This is a genomic window from Pseudomonas sp. H11T01, from assembly GCF_048515765.1.
Lineage (GTDB): Bacteria > Pseudomonadota > Gammaproteobacteria > Pseudomonadales > Pseudomonadaceae > Aquipseudomonas.
This window is the reverse complement of record NZ_JBLYED010000005.1, coordinates 227494-245765: the sequence shown is the minus strand read 5'-3', so window position 1 is coordinate 245765 and position 18272 is coordinate 227494. Positions and strand designations below refer to the sequence as shown.

The 18272-nt window shown below is 59.8% G+C and carries 15 protein-coding genes and 1 tRNA gene; 12 read left to right on the top strand and 4 right to left on the bottom strand.

The genetic code is table 11. From position 1 onward, the window contains the following. The first annotated feature begins 97 nt into the window (after positions 1–97). The 3 genes from ACN1C3_RS09050 (at position 98) to ACN1C3_RS09040 (ending at position 3139) form a co-directional block, all read left to right on the top strand. Positions 98–1495, top strand: coding sequence for an MFS transporter (locus tag ACN1C3_RS09050; RefSeq protein ID WP_419115467.1), 1398 nt, complete (start codon positions 98–100; stop codon positions 1493–1495). After that, on the top strand, positions 1492–2766 hold the full coding sequence (locus ACN1C3_RS09045) for a glucarate dehydratase family protein (protein ID WP_419115466.1): 1275 nt from the start codon (positions 1492–1494) through the stop codon (positions 2764–2766). The genes ACN1C3_RS09050 and ACN1C3_RS09045 overlap by 4 nt, the downstream gene beginning before the upstream one ends. A gap of 298 nt (positions 2767–3064) precedes the next feature. Continuing rightward, positions 3065–3139, top strand: a tRNA-Gln gene (locus tag ACN1C3_RS09040). 273 nt (positions 3140–3412) lie between these two features. Here ACN1C3_RS09040 and ACN1C3_RS09035 read toward each other — a convergent pair. The 3 genes from ACN1C3_RS09035 to ACN1C3_RS09025 form a co-directional block, all read right to left on the bottom strand. Continuing rightward, a complete protein-coding gene (locus tag ACN1C3_RS09035; RefSeq protein ID WP_419115465.1) occupies positions 3413–4678 on the bottom strand; it encodes an MFS transporter in 1266 nt (421 codons plus the stop codon). A gap of 51 nt (positions 4679–4729) precedes the next feature. Further along, a complete protein-coding gene (locus ACN1C3_RS09030; protein ID WP_419115464.1) occupies positions 4730–5800 on the bottom strand; it encodes a sugar phosphate isomerase/epimerase family protein in 1071 nt (356 codons plus the stop codon). Positions 5801–5907: 107 nt separating this feature from the next. Continuing rightward, entirely contained in the window at positions 5908–7422 is a 1515-nt protein-coding gene (locus tag ACN1C3_RS09025; RefSeq protein WP_419115463.1) for a PLP-dependent aminotransferase family protein, read from the bottom strand. A 288-nt stretch (positions 7423–7710) separates the two neighbouring features. Between ACN1C3_RS09025 and ACN1C3_RS09020 the strand changes: the two genes are divergently transcribed. The 7 genes from ACN1C3_RS09020 to ACN1C3_RS08990 all read left to right on the top strand — a co-directional run bounded on the left by ACN1C3_RS09020 (position 7711) and on the right by ACN1C3_RS08990 (position 14112). Continuing rightward, positions 7711–8691 carry a quinone oxidoreductase family protein gene (locus ACN1C3_RS09020; protein ID WP_419115462.1) on the top strand — a complete coding sequence of 327 codons (981 nt, stop codon included), beginning with the start codon at positions 7711–7713 and terminating at the stop codon, positions 8689–8691. Positions 8692–8705: 14 nt separating this feature from the next. Continuing rightward, a complete protein-coding gene (locus ACN1C3_RS09015; protein WP_419115461.1) occupies positions 8706–9554 on the top strand; it encodes a TauD/TfdA dioxygenase family protein in 849 nt (282 codons plus the stop codon). A gap of 85 nt (positions 9555–9639) precedes the next feature. After that, positions 9640–10692 (top strand): 3-keto-5-aminohexanoate cleavage protein, encoded by a 1053-nt coding sequence (locus tag ACN1C3_RS09010; RefSeq protein WP_419115460.1) that lies wholly within the window; start codon positions 9640–9642, stop codon positions 10690–10692. A gap of 93 nt (positions 10693–10785) precedes the next feature. Further along, positions 10786–12117 carry an MFS transporter gene (locus ACN1C3_RS09005; RefSeq protein WP_419115459.1) on the top strand — a complete coding sequence of 444 codons (1332 nt, stop codon included), beginning with the start codon at positions 10786–10788 and terminating at the stop codon, positions 12115–12117. Further along, entirely contained in the window at positions 12114–12785 is a 672-nt protein-coding gene (locus ACN1C3_RS09000) for a DsbA family oxidoreductase (protein ID WP_419115458.1), read from the top strand. The genes ACN1C3_RS09005 and ACN1C3_RS09000 overlap by 4 nt, the downstream gene beginning before the upstream one ends. Continuing rightward, positions 12782–13105: a Rieske (2Fe-2S) protein gene (locus ACN1C3_RS08995; RefSeq protein WP_419115457.1), complete on the top strand. Its 324-nt coding sequence runs from the start codon at positions 12782–12784 to the stop codon at positions 13103–13105. Before ACN1C3_RS09000 ends, ACN1C3_RS08995 begins: the two co-directional genes overlap by 4 nt. Then, entirely contained in the window at positions 13102–14112 is a 1011-nt protein-coding gene (locus tag ACN1C3_RS08990) for a YeiH family protein (protein ID WP_419115456.1), read from the top strand. The genes ACN1C3_RS08995 and ACN1C3_RS08990 overlap by 4 nt, the downstream gene beginning before the upstream one ends. 140 nt (positions 14113–14252) lie before the next feature. On the opposite strand, the gene ACN1C3_RS08985 is transcribed toward ACN1C3_RS08990, so the two are convergent. Further along, a complete protein-coding gene (locus ACN1C3_RS08985; RefSeq protein WP_419115455.1) occupies positions 14253–15305 on the bottom strand; it encodes an AraC family transcriptional regulator in 1053 nt (350 codons plus the stop codon). Positions 15306–15659: 354 nt separating this feature from the next. On the opposite strand from ACN1C3_RS08985, the gene ACN1C3_RS08980 reads away from it, so the two are divergent. Together ACN1C3_RS08980 and ACN1C3_RS08975 are read left to right on the top strand one after the other, a co-directional pair. Continuing rightward, the gene (locus tag ACN1C3_RS08980; RefSeq protein WP_419115454.1) at positions 15660–16226 is read left to right on the top strand and encodes an RBBP9/YdeN family alpha/beta hydrolase; all 567 of its coding nucleotides are present in this window, start codon (positions 15660–15662) and stop codon (positions 16224–16226) included. Positions 16227–16371: 145 nt separating this feature from the next. Beyond that, positions 16372–18249 (top strand): DUF1302 domain-containing protein, encoded by a 1878-nt coding sequence (locus ACN1C3_RS08975; protein WP_419115453.1) that lies wholly within the window; start codon positions 16372–16374, stop codon positions 18247–18249. The last annotated feature ends 23 nt before the right edge of the window (positions 18250–18272 follow it).

The window sequence follows — 18272 nt, the reverse complement described above, 5'->3', positions numbered from 1 at the left end:
CCAGGTATCAATCGAATGCCAAGTTAGATTAGACGGGATCAATTGGCGCGTCCATGATCGGCTTGCCCCTAAAAAAACAATGATCGGGAGTTGCCCCTTGAATACCCTCCAGAGTCCGCCGGACCCCACTGTGCTTGCCCGTGCAGCGGCCAAGGTGAAGCGCCATGTGCTGCCGCTGTTCGTGGTGATGTTCATCGTCAACTACATTGACCGGGTCAACATCGGCTTCGTGCGCAGTCACATGGAAACCGATCTGGGCATTGGCGCTGCGGCCTATGGCTTGGGGGCCGGGCTGTTTTTCATCGGTTACGCGATATTCGAAGTCCCCTCCAACCTGCTGCTGCAACGCTACGGTGCTCGCGCCTGGCTGACGCGCATCATGTTCACCTGGGGCGCAGCCGCCATGGCCATGGCCTTTGTGCGCGGCGAGACCAGCTTCTATGTGCTGCGTTTTGTTCTCGGTGCAGCCGAAGCGGGTTTTTTCCCCGGCATCATTTACTACTTCACCCAATGGCTACCGTCGACCGAACGTGGCAAGGCCATGGCGATTTTCCTCAGCGGTTCGGCCATTGCGTCGGTGATTTCCGGCCCGGTATCCGGCGCGCTGCTGAACGTCAGCGGTTTCAGCCTGCATGGCTGGCAGTGGATGTTCCTGATTGAAGGCTTTGCCTCCATCGTGCTCTGCGGTTTTGTCTGGTTCTGGCTGCAATCCCATCCGCGCGAAGCGAAATGGCTGAGCGAAGAAGAAAAGAGCGCACTGGTTGGAACCATCGCGCTGGAACAGCAGGCTCGCGAAGCCGTGCAAACGGTCAAACCGTCGATGTTCAAACTGCTGGCCGACAAGCAGATTGCGTTGTTCTGCTTCATCTACTTTTCCATCGCCTTGACCATCTATGGCGCCACGTTCTGGCTGCCGAGCATGATTAAAAAAATGGGCAACCTCGGCGACTTCCAGGTCGGCTTGTTCAACTCGATTCCGTGGATCATTTCGATCATCGCGATGTATGGCTTCGCCGCGATGGCCAGCAAATGGAAACACCAGCAGGCCTGGGTTGCATTGACGCTGGTGATTGCAGCGTTCGGCATGTTCATGTCGACCATGGGCGGACCGATCTTCGCCTTTGTCGCCATCTGTTTTGCCGCCATTGGTTTCAAGGCTGCCTCGGCGTTGTTCTGGCCAATTCCACAAGGCTACCTGGACGCACGCATCGCCGCCGCGGTGATCGCCTTGATCAACTCCATTGGCAACCTTGGCGGTTTTGTGGCCCCCACCGCGTTCGGTTTTCTGGAGCAGACCACCGGCTCCATCGAAGGCGGCCTGTACGGCCTGGCGGCCACATCACTGGTGGCGGCCGTGGTGATCTTTTTCGCCCGTACTGCACCGCGTGGCGACGCGCTCCGCTCGCTGACCGGCAAACCTGCCGAAGACTCGGCGCCAAAAAAATCCATCCGTCATCAAGCCTCGAGTTCAGGTCCAAAGGGAGCAGCCTCTTGAAAATCAAACGAGTCACCGTCACCCCCATCGCTTTTCGTGATCCGCCACTGCTTAACGCCAGCGGTATTCACGAACCTTTCGCGCTGCGTTCGATCATCGAGATCGAGAGCGACAATGGCTACATTGGCCTGGGCGAAAGCTACGGCGATGCCCCGGCGCTGTTGATCCAGCAACAACTGAAGGATCAGTTGATCGGCCTCGATCCGTTCAACCTCAATCAGCTGCGCACCATCGTGCAGGCCACCGTGGCGGCGAACAAACCCGCCAGCATCGCCGGTGCGGAACTGGCGCCGGGCTCTCATGCCAGCAAAGCGGTGAGCAACGCGTATTCGGCGTTCGAAGTGGCCTTCCTTGATCTACAGGCACATTCGTTGAACGTGCCGTTAGTGGACTTGCTGGGCGGTGCGATTCGCGACGAGATTCCGTTCAGTGCCTATCTGTTTTTCAAGTATGCCCAGCATGTCGACTCGCCTTACAAACCGGACAGTTGGGGGGAAGCCCTGAACGAAGAGCAGATCGTCGCGCAGGCGCGACGCATGATCGAGACCTATGGTTTCAAGAGCATCAAACTCAAGGCCGGTACGCTACCTCCAGAACACGAAGTGTCGTGCATCAAGGCGCTGAAAAAGGCCTTCCCCGGTTACCCGCTGCGCATCGACCCGAACGGCAACTGGTCCCTGGAAACATCGATTCGCATGGCCGAACTGTTGGGCGACGATTTGCAATATTACGAAGATCCGACGCCTGGCCTGGAGGGCATGGCCGATCTGCACAAGCGCACCGGCCTGCCGCTGGCGACCAATATGGTGGTGACTGACTTCGATGAGTTTCGCCGCAGTGTGGCGTTGAACAGCGTGCAAATCGTGCTCGCCGACCACCACTATTGGGGGGGGCTGCGCGACACTCAGGCGCTGGCCAAAATGTGCCAGACCTTTGGCCTTGGAGTGTCCATGCATTCCAACTCGCACTTGGGCATCAGCCTGATGGCAATGGCGCATGTAGCCGCCTCGGTGCCCAACCTGGATTATGCCTGCGACACGCATTACCCCTGGCAGGAGCCGGATGAAGAGGTGATCAAGGGCGGCAAGCTGCCCATCGTCGATGGCTGCGTGAAAATCACGCGTGCGCCCGGGTTGGGTCTGGAACTAGATCACGACCAACTGGGCAAGCTGCATGACCAATACCTGACCTGCGGCATTCGGCAGCGCGATGACGTGAAACAGATGCGGCGTTACAAGCCGGAGTGGAAGGCGATCAAACCGCGTTTTTGATTTCGCCCGGTGCCAGGAAAGCCTTGATGGAGACTGGCCTGGCCTGGGCGTTCCAGCGCCCACTGGAAAGCTCAAAAGCCCCCGAGAGGATTGTGCCTAACCTCAATCAATAGTAACTGGCTGTTTTCAAACAAATTTATGTTTTTTGGGTCTTCCCAGGCGAAGCGAAAGTTGATAAATTCCCGCGCATTCTTGCAGAGGCTCTTACAGGGCTTGTAGCGAAAGGAAGCAACATCTCGATGTTGCTCCAAGCTGCACAATCAGGAAGAGGGTGCTGGGCACTCGTAGCAACAGATACAGGGGCGTCGCCAAGCGGTAAGGCAGCAGGTTTTGATCCTGCCATGCGTTGGTTCGAATCCAGCCGCCCCTGCCATTTTCCTTATGCTCATCTTGGTATAACTCAGCCGGCAGGTATTGCGCGAGTCCAGGATGATCGTCTTTACGGGGAGCGCCAACTCCGATCCGGCCCGGCGTTTCTTATGTCAGTTGCATATCCCTCAGGGTGACGTCTTTAACATTCAGCCGACTTGCGCTCCCGTAGGCAAGGCACAAGGTTGATCAGCCTGAAACCACTGTCCTTCATCCTGCAGCAACTTTTCCAGGAAGAGGCATTACGCAGGCCTCTTCCTGGTTATCAGGACGATGTTCAGGTTTGCGCTGCGCTAACCCCGGCGGTTGCGGTGGATTTTTTCTGGACGGCCTGATACAGCAGACTGGACATCATGAACCCAAGAATGGCCAACAGACTCATTAAGCTGAAGACGTAGTTGTAGCCTTGCTGGCCGGGGAAATGGTCGAGGATCGCGCCATAGATGACGTAAGCGAACATCCCCGGCGCATAACCGATCAGGCAGCCAATACCGAAGGCTGAGCCTGTGATGTGCTGGGGGATGCCGACTTCACCCATGGGCGCCCAGAAGACGCCGCGCATGGAGAACACGATGAGCGCGAAGGAGAGGGTGGCCGCCATGCCCGCATAGATGAAATCGTGGCTTTTAGGGATGAGCATGATCACGCCCATGAGTGGCAGTAGAGCCAGGAATGCCCATTTCATATAGCGGCTGGTGCTCTTGAACTGCTTGTCGGCAATGAAACCACCGGCAGGACCGCCCAGGATCTTGAGGAAGTACTGATTGATGATGCCGTAAGCGCCCACCAGTGCCACGGGCAGTTCGTACATGTCCTTGAGGTAGGGAATAAAGTAGGTCAAACCGCAGTACACGATATAGACCATGAACACGTTGAGGCTGACCAGCCAGATACCCGGGACCTTGATGGCTTCGAGCAGGTTGGACAGGCCGTTTTTGGGCTGTGTGTTCGACTGCGTGGTGCCGCCCTTGAGCAGGAACCAGCACAACGTTCCGGCAAGAATGTCGATGAGCGAGTAAAAAAGGATCGCCGATTTCAGACCGGCCTCACCGGAGCCCATGGCGACGAAGACGCCCAGGGCAGAAAAGGCGACCACGGTATCAACGACGCCACGCCCGCCTTCCAGAAGCCCGAACAACCGCCCCTGTTCCTTGTCGTCGCCCAGATTGCGGATGGCTTTGAGCAGCGAGGGCCAGAAGATGCAGTCGGCACAGACGGCCAGCAGGCTGAACACGATCAGCAGATTACTGAAGGGCGGGAAGGTCGCCAGGTAGAGCCCCAGGCTACCGGTGCCGAGCAGACCGATGGGAATTAGCTTGCGTGTGTCGAAACGGTCCGCGAGCAGACCGCCTACGACAAACAGCGCAGTGGCGATGATGGCGTTGGCGCTCAGCAGCAGGCCGATTTCAGTGTGGGTCAACCCCATGAATTCTTGCATGGGTACATAGAAGGCGTCCTTGAGGTTCGCCAGCTTGTAAATGGTGCCCCCACCGAGGATGAGAATCAGGAATCTGAGCCATTTGGCCTTGTCATGAGTTGTCATTATTGTTCTCCAGGCGTAATTGGGTAAGCAGTGCCGGTTGTCACGTCAGGTTCAGCCGTTAGCGCGGTTGTCCAGGGTCAACTCGGCCAGGGTTCGGAACTCGGCCAGCAGGCTTCGTACATAGGCGACCTGGTTGTTCGCCCAGCGGTGTTCATCGGCCAACATTCGCTCAAGTGAGTAGCCGCCTGGCAGCGCCGTTTCACTCATTTCCCGGTACGCAATGAACGGGTCGGCGGCCTCAAAGGTCTGGCGGAACGCCGGGGCAACGTAGTGATTTTCCTGCTCAAGGATGAACGCGATCACTTGCGGAGTTGAATCGCCGAGCATCAGCAGTTCGAACAACATGCGTGCGTTGGGCAGATCGTCTTCGTCACAGCCCTGCAGCACGCCGTAATGGCCGAATCCGTTTTGCTCGGGGACGATGCGCACACCCTTGAGGTGGGTCTGGCGTATGTGCGGCGCCAAAGTACGGAGCGCCTGCATAGGCTGTTCGCAGGCATTGATCATGTTGCCGAAGTCGAACAATGCATGCAGTCGGGGGTGGTTGAGGCGGTTCAGCAGTTGCGCGATCTCGGCGCTCTTGAGTTCCTCATGCTGCTCGAAGTCGAAGAACAGGTCATGCTCGTCTGCCTGCTGCGCGAGGTAATGCAGGTCTGACTCGATCACGTCCATGACCCGAGACAGCGTTCCCTCGTAGCGTGAGTAAACGCGGATGTTGCGCACCCCCAGGGTCTTGGCTATGGCGATCACCTGATCGACATCTTTTTTCAGTGTGCTGCTGATTTCCAGGTGTACGTCCAGCCCCAGCGCATTGGCTTTGTCAGCAAACGCCTGAAGCTGCGTGGGTGTCATTTGACTCAGGCTGTTTTTCTCGCCGTCGAGCAGGTGCAGGCTCAGACCCTGCAGCTCGTGGCGATAGGCGAAGTCCAACAGGTCGGCCGGCGTGACGCGACCATGGGTGAGGTTGGTCAGCAGGGGATAGGCATGGGCAAACAAGCGCAACTGGCCGAGGCGCTCGAGCAGCTGACGGGCCAGTGCTTCAGTCAGTGCGGGAGGTGCCCCGGCTTCGACAGCCTTGTGGCTCAGCAAGGCATTGAATCGTTCTTGGATATTATTGTTCATTCGAGTCATTCCTGGTTCAGACACCGGGTCTACCGGCGCAGCCTTTATCGCGCCAGACAGGAACTCTCGATAGATCCATTATTATTTAAATGATAAGACCACTCTGCTCACCTGACGGGGTCCTGGCGCAGGTGCCCCATTTTGATCAGCGCCTGAGCCAGTGCTTCGACGCGCTCCTCGGCCTTGTCCTCTGGCGTGCCGGCAAAACCGATCAATAGAGCAGGTGGCAGGACATGCTCAAGACAGTAGTCGCTCAGGGCATAGGTGTGAATATTGTGCCGGGCCAGTTCCTTGGCGATGGCGCCGTCATCGAGCTCGGGTGGCAGCCACGCGATCAGGTGCATGCCGGCTTCTACCGGGGTGAGGGTGAAGAAACTGCCCAGACGCTGTTGCAGTTGCTTAACCAGTGCTGCCTGACGGGCCTGGTACAGCGTACGCATGCGGCGGATATGGCCGAGGAAGTGGCCTTCGCGCATGAAGTCCGCAGTTGTGGCCTGCAGGAGCGTAGGCGGGCTGCGATCCATGACCGCCCGCAGGGTGCAGAACGGTTCGACCAACGCCGGCGGCAGTATCACGTAGCCCAGTCTCAGGGAGGGGAAAAGGACTTTGCTGAACGTCCCGACGTAGATCACTCGAGCCAACGGGTCCATGGCATAGAGCGCGGGGAGGAGGCGACCGCTGTAGCGAAACTCACTGTCGCAATCGTCCTCGATGATCCAGCTCTGGTTGTGCGCGGCCCAGTCGATGAGCGCCTGACGCCGCCCATAACTCATGGTGACGCCCAACGGATGCTGGCGCGACGGCGTGGTAAACACCAGGCGGGCGTCAGGGCACTCGGCCAGGCCTTGGCGGATATCGATCCCCTGTTCATCAATACGCAATGGGACCACCCGGGCTCCCTGGGCCTGGAGCGCAATTCGCGCCGCGATATGCCCCGGATCCTCCATCCACACACTGTCCTGCGGATTGAGCAACAACATGCCCACCAGGTTGAAGGCTTGCTGGGCGCCGGAAACGATCACCACTTGCTCGGCACTGCAGTCGATACCCCGGGCATCAAAGACGTAGTCGGCAATCGCTGTGCGCAGGGCCAGATACCCTTGCAGTTCGCCGTAGCCAAGCATGGCCTTGGTCGGCTTGTGCAGGTGGCGGTTCATCAGACGCTTCCAGACAGGTTGCGGGAACGCGTCGTAAGCGCTGTGGCTGGGCAGGAACGAGGTGGGGCTTGCGGGGTCCCAGCCGGAATAGGAAACCCCTCGAAAATGATTGCTGCGCAGAGACAGCATGGACTGGCTCAGATTGGACAGGCGAGGAGGCTGGCGCTGCCGCTGATCGTCGGCAATACCACGGCTTTCCCACTCATTGCCCACATAGGTACCGGCCCCGGTCCGCGACGCCAGAAAGCCTTCGGCAATCAGCTGATCGAAGGCATTGAGGAGGGTGATCCGCGACAGCGCAAGCTCTTTGCTCAAGGTCCGGGTCGATGGCAAGCGCACGCCCCCTTGAAGCCGTCCGGACAGAATCTGTTTGCGAATCTGCAAATAGAGTTGACGGTAAAGGGGAATGGAGCTGGCACGGTCCAGCTCTATACCCGTCAGCAGCAAGCCGGCAGGGGATTTCATGACATGCTCGTTTGGATGGAGTGTGGAATGACCTGGAACACTGTCAGGCGCCGAGGAGCGCAAGGGTATCGAGAGGCACTGGATAAGTCACCCACCGCAGGTCTTGTGCGAGCCCTTGTGTTCAGGCGCCTCTGCCGGAACGATGCACCGCACGCAGGCGTACTGCCTGTCATGAAATGAAAAGCCATTGTCGTCTGATGAGAAGCGTCTCATCGACCTGCAACCTACAGTCCAATCAGCGCAAATCGACGCAGCACGCCAACCTTGCAGATTGGAGAATAATAAAACATGGCCAAAGCCATACGCTTCTACGAAACCGGTGGTCCCGAAGTCCTTCGCTATGAGGAGGTCGAGGTCGGCGATCCCGGGCCGGGTCAGGTTCGTCTCCGCCATGTGGCGGTCGGCCTGAACTATGCCGACACCTACTTTCGCAATGGCACCTACCCGATCCCGATGCCCAACGGCATGGGGGTTGAGGCTTCCGGTGTGGTCCAGGCCATTGGCGAGGGGGTTACCAACGTACAAGTGGGTGATCGCGTCACCTACACCGGCTTTCTCAACACCCTGGGAGCCTACAGCACCGAGCGTTTGATCCCGGCCGCGCCGCTGATCAAACTGCCGGAAACCATCAGTTTCGAGACCGCCGCGGCCATGACCATGCGCGGCCTGACGTCGTCGTACCTGATGCGACGCATTTACGACTTCAAGGCCGGCGACAGCATACTGCTGCATGCCGCCGCCGGTGGCGTCGGCCTGATCGTCTCGCAGTGGGCCAAGCTGCTCGGCCTGACGGTCATCGGCACCGTGTCCACCGAGGCCAAGGCCGAAATTGCCCGGGCTCATGGCTGCGACCATGTCATCAACTACAGCCACGAAGACGTCGCCAAGCGCGTTCGCGAATTGACTGACGGCGTGGGTGTCAACGTGGTGTTCGACAGTGTCGGCAAGAATACCTTCATGGGCTCCCTGGATTCGCTCAAGCGCCGCGGACTGATGGTGTGCGTCGGCACGGCGTCCGGCCCGATCCCGGCCTTCGATCCGGTACTGCTGGCGATGAAGGGCTCGCTGTTCATGACCCGCCCGGCCTTGGCCGACTACATCGCCGATCCGGTTGAGAAAGCAGCGCTGGCTGGCGAACTGTTCGACCACGTCGGCAGCGGTCGAATCAAGATCGAGATTAACCAGCACTATGCCTTGCAGGATGCAGTCCAGGCCCATCGTGACCTGGAGTCACGCAAGACCACGGGCTCGTCGATTTTCGTCATTTAAGGGAGTCGTCTGCCATGAAAGTCGAACAATTGACCTGCAGCATTGGCGCGGAGCTGATCGGCGTCAACCTTGCCGACGCGGTGCATGACGACGGTCTGTTTGCCGAGATCCGCGCCCAGTTGCTCAAGCATCGCGTGGTGTTTTTGCGCGACCAGGACATCACCCGCGCCGAGCACGTGGCCTTCGCCCGTCGTTTCGGCGAGCTGGAAGATCATCCGGTGGCCGGCAGCGACCCGGATCATCCAGGGCTGGTGCGCATCTACAAGAACCCGGACCAGCCGACGGACCGCTATGAAAACTCCTGGCACAGCGATGCCACCTGGCGTGAAGCCCCGCCGATGGGCTGCGTGCTGCGTTGCGTAGAGTGCCCGCCGGTGGGCGGCGACACCATGTGGGCCAACATGGTCGAGGCCTACGCGCGTTTGCCGGAAGACGTGAAGGTGAAGATTGCCGACCTGCGCTCCCGCCACAGCATCGAAGCCAGCTTCGGTGCGGCCATGCCGATCGAAAAGCGTCTGGCACTGAGGGCGATGTACCCGGACGCCGAGCATCCGGTGGTGCGCACTCACCCGGAAACCGGGGAGAAGGTGCTGTTCGTCAACGCCTTCGCCACTCACATCAGTAACTACCACACTCCTGAGCGGGTGCGCTTCGGCCAGGACGCCAACCCCGGCGCAAGTGAGCTGCTGCGTTACCTGATCAGCCAGGCGTACATCCCCGAGTATCAAGTGCGCTGGCGCTGGAAGCCCAACAGCATCGCCATCTGGGACAACCGCAGTGCCCAGCATTACGCCGTCATGGATTACCCGCCGTGCCATCGCAAGATGGATCGCGCCGGGATCATCGGCGACAGGACTTACTGATCAACCGTTTCTGCATTCGCACTCGTACACACGTCCCCCGGCAACGCCCGGAGTGGACGGACAATGATAATAAAAGGAGTAACTCATGCAATTCTTCGACGATTCCTTGCACCCGGAAAACATGGAAAAGGTGGTCATCACCGTGGCCCCGTATGGCCCCGAGTGGATGCCGGAAGACTTCCCCGAAGACATCCCGCTGACCATGGATGAGCAAGTGCAGAAGGCGGTCGATTGTTATAAGGCGGGTGCCACGGTCTTGCACCTGCATGTGCGCGAGCTGGACGGCAAGGGCTCCAAGCGTCTGTCCAAGTTCAACGAGTTGATCGCCGGCGTACGGGAAGCCGTGCCGGACATGATCATCCAGGTCGGTGGCTCGATTTCCTTCGCGCCGGAAAGCGATGGCGAAGCCGCCAAGTGGCTGTCCGACGATACTCGCCACATGCTGGCTGAGCTGACGCCAAAACCGGATCAGGTCACGGTGGCCATCAACACCACCCAGATGAACATCATGGAACTGCTGTATCCGGAATACCTGGAAGGCACGTCCCTGGCTAACCCGGCCTATCAGGCCGCTTACAGCGAGATGACCGTACCGGCAGGTCCAGCCTGGGTCGCGGAGCACCTTAAGCGTCTGATGGACAACGGCATTCAGCCGCACTTCCAGTTGACCGGCATGCACGCCATGGAAACCCTTGAGCGCCTGGTACGCAGGGGCGTCTACAAGGGGCCGTTGAACCTGACCTGGATCGGTATCGGCGGTGGTTTCGACGGCCCTAATCCGTTCAACTTCTTCAACTTCATCCACCGCGCACCGGACGGCTGCACCCTGACCTCCGAGTCGCTGCTCAAGAACGTGCTGCCGTTCAACACCATGTCAATGGCCATGGGCATGCACCCGCGCGTGGGCAATGAAGACACAATCATTGATCACAAGGGCGATCGTTTCGGCTCGGTTGCCCAGATCGAGCAAACCGTACGTGTGGCCCATGAACTGGGTCGCGCAATCGCCACCGGCAAAGAGGCGCGTGAGATCTACCGCATCGGTGTGCAGTACCAGAGTATCGAAGAAACCCTGTTGGCCAACGGTATGGCCCCCAACCGCAAGGCTGGACAGAAAGGTGTGCCGCAACGCGGCTGACCGAGTGGCCCAGGCGGGAGGTCGATGGCCTCTCGCTCGCTGCACTGCAACACGCTTGATAACAAAAATAAAACAAAGCTTTGAGGAGGCTGCATGGCCTTACACCCAATCGTCGCAGACGATGACGACTCCAGTGGTGTCGTTGTTGCGCGCAAATATGCCTGGATCGTCTTCGCACTGACGTTCGGCCTGTTGATTTCCGATTACATGTCGCGCCAGGTGCTGAACGCGGTGTTCCCGATGCTCAAGGGCGAGTGGGCCCTGAGCGACGGCCAGCTTGGCCTGCTCAGTGGCATTGTCGCCTTGATGGTTGGCCTGCTGACATTTCCCCTGTCGTTGATGGCTGATCGCTTCGGTCGGGTAAAAAGCCTGGCGCTGATGGCCCTGTTGTGGAGCATCGCCACCCTGGGCTGCGCGTTGGCGCAGGACTACCAGCAGATGTTTATTGCCCGCTTCATGGTGGGTGTCGGCGAGGCGGCCTATGGCAGTGTCGGCGTCGCGGTGGTGATTTCGGTCTTTCCCAAACACATGCGTGCAACGCTGGCCAGTGCTTTCATGGCGGGCGGCATGTTCGGTTCGGTATTGGGCATGGCGTTGGGCGGTGTAATAGCGGCTAAGCTGGGCTGGCGCTGGTCGTTCGCCGGCATGGCGCTGTTCGGCCTGCTGCTGGCAGTGCTTTACCCGATCATCGTCAAGGAGGCGCGCATCGCCCCCCAACGCGCCGCCCTCGCCGCGAACAAGGCGGCTGCAGCGGTCAAGCGGCCGTTACGCACGTTGTGTTCCAGCCGTTCAGTGGTCGCGGCCTATATTGGCAGTGGCTTGCAACTGTTTGTCGGTGGCACCGTGATTGTGTGGATGCCCAGTTACCTCAATCGTTATTACGACATGACGACGGACAAGGCCGGTGGCGTCGCGGCGATCATCGTGCTGTGCAGCGGTGCGGGGATGATTCTGTGCGGCATGCTCAGCGACCGACTGTGTCTCCACTCGCCGGAGCGCAAGGTCGCCCTGGCCATCGCTTTTTGCCTGGGCAGTTGCCTGTTGCTGTCGGCGGCTTTCGCCTTGCCGGCAGGGCCTGCGCAACTGGCGCTGATCTGCCTGGGCATGCTGATTGCCGCCGGCACCACCGGACCTGCCGGGGCGATGGTTGCCAACCTGACCCATTATTCAGTCCACGGCACGGCCTTTGCCACGCTGACCCTGGCCAACAACCTGCTCGGGTTGGCCCCTGGGCCATTCATCACCGGCAAGGTGTCCGATGTGATCGGCTTGCAGGCCGCCTTCCAGTTGGTGCCACTGGTCAGCATCGCGGCAGCGGCGGTGTTCTTTTACGCCAAGTGCCATTACCACAAGGATATCGCCCGGCTTAAGGGCGAGCGTGTCAACGATTCGATTAGTGAAGCTGTGTTAGAGGTGAAGGCGTGAGTGGTCGTTTACGTATTGATGTGTTCTTCGATTTCATCTGCCCCTGGTGCCTGATCGGCAAGCGCCAAATGGAACGTGCGCAGGAGTTGCTGCGCATACAGCAACCGGAGGTGGAAATCACTACGGTGTGGCACGGGGTGCAGTTGCTGCCACAACTGGCGGTACAGGGTGAACCCTTTGCCGAGTTCTATCTCAAGCGTCTGGGCAGTGCCGAAGCCGTACGCATGCGCCAGGCCCAGGTGCAGCAGGCCGCCGAGGCGGTGGGGGTGCCCATCGACCTGAGCCGCATCGCCACAATGCCCAACACCGCTGACGCCCATCGTCTGTTGGAGCATGCCAGCGTGCCTGGCAACACAGCCCAGCGCGATGCCTTGCTCGAGCGCCTGTTCGCCGCCTACTTCCAGTACGGCGAGGACCTGGGTTGCCGTGAGACCTTGATCACCATCGCCCAATCCTGCGGCTTCGACGCGGGCGACCTGGCTGATTGCCTGCAAGGCGACGCTCGTCCCTTTGTCAGCAATGACAATGATGCGGGGGCTGGCAGCGGTGTGCCCTGTTTTCAGTTCGACCGTCGTCTGACGGTGGTAGGCGCGCAGCCTGCCGAGGCGCTGTTTGACGCCATGTGCGAAGCCTTGCTCGATAGCCATCGCGCGCGGCTCCCGGCATGAGTCGGCGTGTACCCGTGCCCGCCGGAAAACTCCCGCAGGTGGGTGGCCGTGCGCTGGTTGAATTCGAAGGCAAAAGCCTGGCGTTGTTCAACGTCGAGGGTGACCTGTTTGCCATCGACGACAGTTGCCCGCACCAGGGCGCCTCGCTGTGCGGAGGCCGCCTTGAGGGGAGGGTGATTCAATGCTGCGCCCATGGCCTGCGCTTCGATCTACGCAGCGGCTACTTGCTCAATTCAACCCAACTCAAAGTCGCCAACTACCCGGTCGAGGTTGTCGGCGGCCAGGCATTCATCATCGTTTCTGAGGAGTCCGCGCCATGAGCGCCATCGCTCTCACCCATATCCATAGCCGAACGCGCGAATTGGCGCCGGGTTTCATCGTCAGTCTGATTGTTGCGGCGGCAGCCTCCTTTCTGTCCGAGCATTACGGTGCGCCGGTCATGCTGTTTGCCTTGCTGCTGGGCATGGCGCTGAACTTCCTCGCCAGCGAGGGCGCGTGCAAGGCCGGCATCGAGTTCACGGCACGCACCGTATTGCGCATCGGCGTGGCCCTGCTGGGCATGCGCATCACCCTCGAACAGATTGCTGCACTTGGCTGGAAGCCTGTGGCCCTGGTGGTGATTCTGGTGGTGGTGACGATTGGCGTCTCGGTGGTCGCGGCCAAGGCGCTGGGTTTTCAGCGTTTGTTCGGCATGCTCACCGGTGGGGCAACCGCGATCTGTGGCGCCTCTGCGGCGCTGGCGCTGGCGGCGGCGTTGCCCAATCATCCGCAGAAAGAGCGTGCCACGCTGTTCACCGTCATTGGGGTGTCGGCGCTGTCCACCACGGCGATGATCCTTTATCCGATGATTGCCAACTGGCTGTCATTGTCACCACAAGTGGCCGGCGTGTTCCTGGGCGCCACCATCCACGATGTCGCCCAGGTGGTCGGTGCCGGTTACAGCATGTCGACCGAGACCGGCGACATAGCCACCGTGGTCAAGTTGATGCGGGTCGCCATGCTGCTGCCGGTGATCGTCTGCGCCACCATGATCACCCGTATGCAGGGCGCCGACACGGAGGGCAAACGACCGCCGCTGCTGCCGTGGTTCGCCGTCGGTTTTCTGATTCTGGCCTGTATCAACAGTACCGGGTGGATCGCTCCCGTGGTGCAGGGCTCGGTCAACGAGTTGTCGCGCTGGTGCCTGGTGGTCTCCATCAGCGCCCTGGGTATGAAGACCCAACTCAAGGAGCTGGCGGCAGTCGGCATCAAGCCCATCCTGCTGATGGTGGGGGAGACGGTGTTCCTTGTCGTGCTGGTGCTGCTGTTGCTGCATTGGGGGCTGTAAGCGCACAAAACCGGTGGCGAGGGAGCAAGCTCCCTCGCCACAGGCTTTTGGGCCGGTGTCATGGACACCGGCTCTTTCGCGGCGACTGTACCAGCAGTCGCCGCTTTTTTTTGTAATCCCCCGCGTCTGTTTCGTTCGGTTCAGGGTTCGCTGGAGCAGGGCAGGGTGGTCAGGTCCAGCGGTGCTTTGGCGGCGTGCTTTTGTGCGCTGCGCCACGCGGCGGGCGGCATGCCGAACTGGGTGATGAACCAGCGTGTGAAGGAACTCGCCATGGAGTAGCCGAGCATGTCGGCAATGCGGCCCAGCGAGTAATTCGGGTTTTCCAGGTAGCGCAGCACCAAATCGCGGCGCACGTCGTTGATCAGGTCGTTGAAGGCGCAGCCGTCGTCTTTGAGGCGGCGCTGCAGGGTCCGAACGTTCATGCCCTGGGTCTGGGCGATTTGCTCGATGGTGGCGCGCCCCATCGGCAACAGCAGGTAGATGGCTTTGCGTACCTCGAACAGCATCGAGGGGCCTTCGTGGCTCAGCAGCGAGTCGAGGTAACTCTGGGCGTAGCGAGCCATGGCCGGGTCGGCATGGGGGTTGGTCATGTCGAGGCTGGCGTCGGAACAGACAATGCCATTGAACTCGCTGCCGAACTCCAGATTGCAGCCGAACAGGCGACGATGCAGTTGCAGGTTGTCGGGGGGCTGGTGCGTGAAGTTGACGCTGTAGGGATGCCAGTGTGTGCCGAGTAGAGCGGCACACAGGCGGAACATCACCCCGATTGCCAGCTCAGTGGCTTGTCGGCAGGGCATCGGTGATTCGGTGACCACCTCCTCACGAATGATCACCATCTTGCCGGCCTCTTCAATGAAGATGGCCAGCGAATCGTTCATCAGATGACGGTAATGCACCACGACCTGCAAGGCATCACGCAGCGTGCGCTGGTGGCTGAGCAGCAGGCTGACCACACCGAAGTCCGAGAGCTGGCGCGACTCGGCCATGCTCAGGCCGAAGCTCTGGCAGCCGCTGGCGGCGGCCGAATCCTCCAGCAAACGCACGGCGGCATCGATGGGGATACGGTGTTCAGGGGCTTGCAGCTGGGCCTTGCTCAGGCCGACGGCAGCCAGTAAATCGCGCGGGTTGAACCCCAGGTACTGGGTGACCTCCAGGTAGTTGGTCAAGACGGCGGCGCGAACAAGCTTGGTCATGCGAAGGTCTTTCCTGGGCCGGTTGCGATGGACATGAGCGTGGCGACTATATCCAGCACATCGTCAATTGAACAGTTGTGACGTCATCGATGGTGTGCACCCGGTTCTGTCCTGAATCACCGCCGCCTCATGGATTAATCGACTCTCACCCATTGATTACAGTGACCTTGGGAGGACCTGCGGTGTTTTTCGACCCATGGCCGCGGCATGGTAATGCCTGGAAATCTGTCATCAAAAGAAAAGCGACTGACGTCCAATGAAAAGCGCCTCGTGTGGGCGCTCTTTAATGTCGGCACTACAAAAAGCTTCTGGCGATAGAGCCAGTCGAGTCATCGAGAAAGCGAAGGTGTTGACGTGGACAAACTGCAAACTGCCGCAACCGTTCTGATCGTACCGGGCCTGCGCGAGCACGTTGCCGAGCATTGGCAAACGTTGCTTGAGGCCAGGCTGTGCAAGGTGCGCAGTGTGCCACCGCTTGAAACCGACAAGCTCGACTGCTGCGCCCGGGTCCAGGCGATCCAGCACGAGCTGGAGCAGATCGAAGGGCCGGTGATTCTGGTGGCCCACAGTGCCGGCGTGTTGATGGTCGCGCACTGGGCTGCGCGGCACAGTCGCCCGATCAAGGGCGCTCTGCTGGCCGCGCCACCGGATCTCGATGCCAACTGGCCGCAAGGCTACCCATCCCCCCAGACCCTGCGTACCCAGGGTTGGGATCCTCTACCCCAAGGCCCGCTGCCGTTCCGCAGCCTGGTGGCCGCCAGCACCAACGATCACCTTGCCAGCCTGGAGGCGGTGACCCAAATGGCCCGCGACTGGGGCAGTGAACTGGTCAATCTCGGCGCTGTAGGCCATCTCAACCCGGCCGCCGGTTACGGCGAATGGCCGCAGGCTGAAGCCTTTATCCGCACGCTGGATCGCTAGGCGCGACGAGCCTGGCTTCACGTCACCCTGGAGAATCGCAAGTCAGCACTTGAGTAAAGGTGCCGGAAAGACACTCGCATCGCCGCCTTACCCGGGTGTGAGCCGTTGTTAGAACAAAAAAAACAAAAAAAACGGAGACAACGTAATGCGCAACACAACAAGTCACAGCTCTTTTCATCGCAGCCTGCTCGCCACGGCCATTCTGCTGGCCTCCATGCCTTGCGCCTATGCTTTCGAACTCACCGATGGCAGTGAAGATTGGGCTGTACGTTTCGATAACACCCTTAAGGCAAGCTATGGCCAGCGGGTCGAAGGCCAGAACTCGAAGATCGCCAACACCTCCAACCTCAACGACGGCGACAAGAACTTTGGCGTCGGCAGTGCAGTGAGCCAGCGGGTCGATCTGCTGAGCGAGCTGGATGTGGTCTACCAGGGAAAAATGGGCTTTCGTGTCAGTGGCGCGAGTTGGTATGACCATGCCTATGACCACGTAGGTTCCAACTCCAACCCTTTCCCGGGGCAGGCGGGCAATGCGGGTAACCTGGTGGCGGCTCGTCCTGCAAACGGCGGTTTGATTCAGCCGGGCGACTCGCTGAATGGCCACACGGCAAGCAAGCATGGGCTGAGCAGTTATACCGATCGGTATTACAACGGGCCGTCCGGCGAAATCCTCGATGCCTTTGTGTTCTACAGCACTGAAATCGGTGATGAGTCGATGCTGAGCGCCAAGCTTGGCAAGCACAACGTGTACTGGGGTGAGACCCTGTTCAACGCGGCCAACGGCATCAACTACGGCCAATCGGCCCTCGACATTGCCAAGCTGTACAACGTACCGGGCACTGAAACCAAAGAGCTGTTCCTGCCGCGTAACCAGCTCTCCGTGTCGTTCACGGTCAACCCGGAACTGACGCTGGGCGCGCAGTACTTCCTGGAATTCCAGAATTCCCGTCTGCCTGAGGGCGGGACTTACATGGGCGGCTACGACATGCTGGGCGAGGGGGCCGACGTGTTCTGGCTGCCCTTGCCGACGCTGCTTGGCGGGGCCGGTGCCTATTTCGCCGCACCGCGCGGGCATGATGTCAAACCGCGCAATTCTGGCGACTTCGGGCTGATGGCCAAGTGGAGCCCGGAATGGCTGGACGGCACCCTGGGCTTCTACTACCGCAACACCTCGGACCCGATGCCCGCGGTGCTGATCAACGCACCTAACTTGCACCAGCCAGGTTTGGCGGGGTTGCAAGGCGTTGAGTACATGGCCGCCTATGCCGATGACATCGACATCTACGGCATCAGCCTGTCGAAAAGTGTGGGGCCGGTCAGCGTCGGTCTTGACCTGAACTACCGCGAAAATATGCCGCTGGTGAGCAACTTCAGCACCGTCAACTCGACCCTGAATGCACAAGCGGGTGCGGGCCTGATCAACGGCGCCAACATTATCGGTGCCATACCGGGCAAGGGTGAAACCGGGCTGGCCCGTGGCAAGACGTTCCATGCCGTACTCAACGGCCTGATGACCTTTGGCAAGACCCCGTTGTGGGATGCCTCCTCACTGGCGGTTGAAGGCTCCTTGACCCATCTGGTCAGCGTCGACAAGGGCAAGCAGACCTTTAAGGGCGACTCCAGCTACAGGGGCGTCGACAAGGTTGATACCAATGCTTACACCCTCGCGGCCAACTTCGCGCCAACCTGGTTCCAGGTCTTCCCGGGTGTCGATATGTCCATGCCGGTGTCCTACAACGTTGGCCTCAAGGGCAATTCGGCGGTGCAGCTGGGCGGCAACGAAGATGCCGGCAGCTACTCCGTAGGCATCGCTGCCGACGTCTATCAGAAGTACAAGCTCGACCTGAAGTACGTCGACTCCTTTGGTCCTTTCGATACCTGTGAAAGCGGGTTTGATAACAACACCCCTGGAGCCAATGGCCTGTACCAGTGCATCCCCGGTCAGATCACTTCGCAAGCAGGCCTGTCGCCTTTGCTGAAGGACCGCGGGATGGTCACTGCCTCGTTCAAAACCACCTTCTGATTAACGCTCAGATTACAAAAACA

Coding starts and splice junctions, on each gene's coding strand:
- ACN1C3_RS09015 (WP_419115461.1), top strand. CDS start 8,706: ATGAAAGTCGAACAATTGACCTGCAGCATTGGCGCGGAGCTGATCGGC.
- ACN1C3_RS09020 (WP_419115462.1), top strand. CDS start 7,711: ATGGCCAAAGCCATACGCTTCTACGAAACCGGTGGTCCCGAAGTCCTT.
- ACN1C3_RS09010 (WP_419115460.1), top strand. CDS start 9,640: ATGCAATTCTTCGACGATTCCTTGCACCCGGAAAACATGGAAAAGGTG.
- ACN1C3_RS09030 (WP_419115464.1), bottom strand. CDS start 5,800: ATGAACAATAATATCCAAGAACGATTCAATGCCTTGCTGAGCCACAAG.
- ACN1C3_RS08985 (WP_419115455.1), bottom strand. CDS start 15,305: ATGACCAAGCTTGTTCGCGCCGCCGTCTTGACCAACTACCTGGAGGTC.
- ACN1C3_RS08975 (WP_419115453.1), top strand. CDS start 16,372: ATGCGCAACACAACAAGTCACAGCTCTTTTCATCGCAGCCTGCTCGCC.
- ACN1C3_RS09005 (WP_419115459.1), top strand. CDS start 10,786: ATGGCCTTACACCCAATCGTCGCAGACGATGACGACTCCAGTGGTGTC.
- ACN1C3_RS09025 (WP_419115463.1), bottom strand. CDS start 7,422: ATGAAATCCCCTGCCGGCTTGCTGCTGACGGGTATAGAGCTGGACCGT.
- ACN1C3_RS08990 (WP_419115456.1), top strand. CDS start 13,102: ATGAGCGCCATCGCTCTCACCCATATCCATAGCCGAACGCGCGAATTG.
- ACN1C3_RS08995 (WP_419115457.1), top strand. CDS start 12,782: ATGAGTCGGCGTGTACCCGTGCCCGCCGGAAAACTCCCGCAGGTGGGT.
- ACN1C3_RS09035 (WP_419115465.1), bottom strand. CDS start 4,678: ATGACAACTCATGACAAGGCCAAATGGCTCAGATTCCTGATTCTCATC.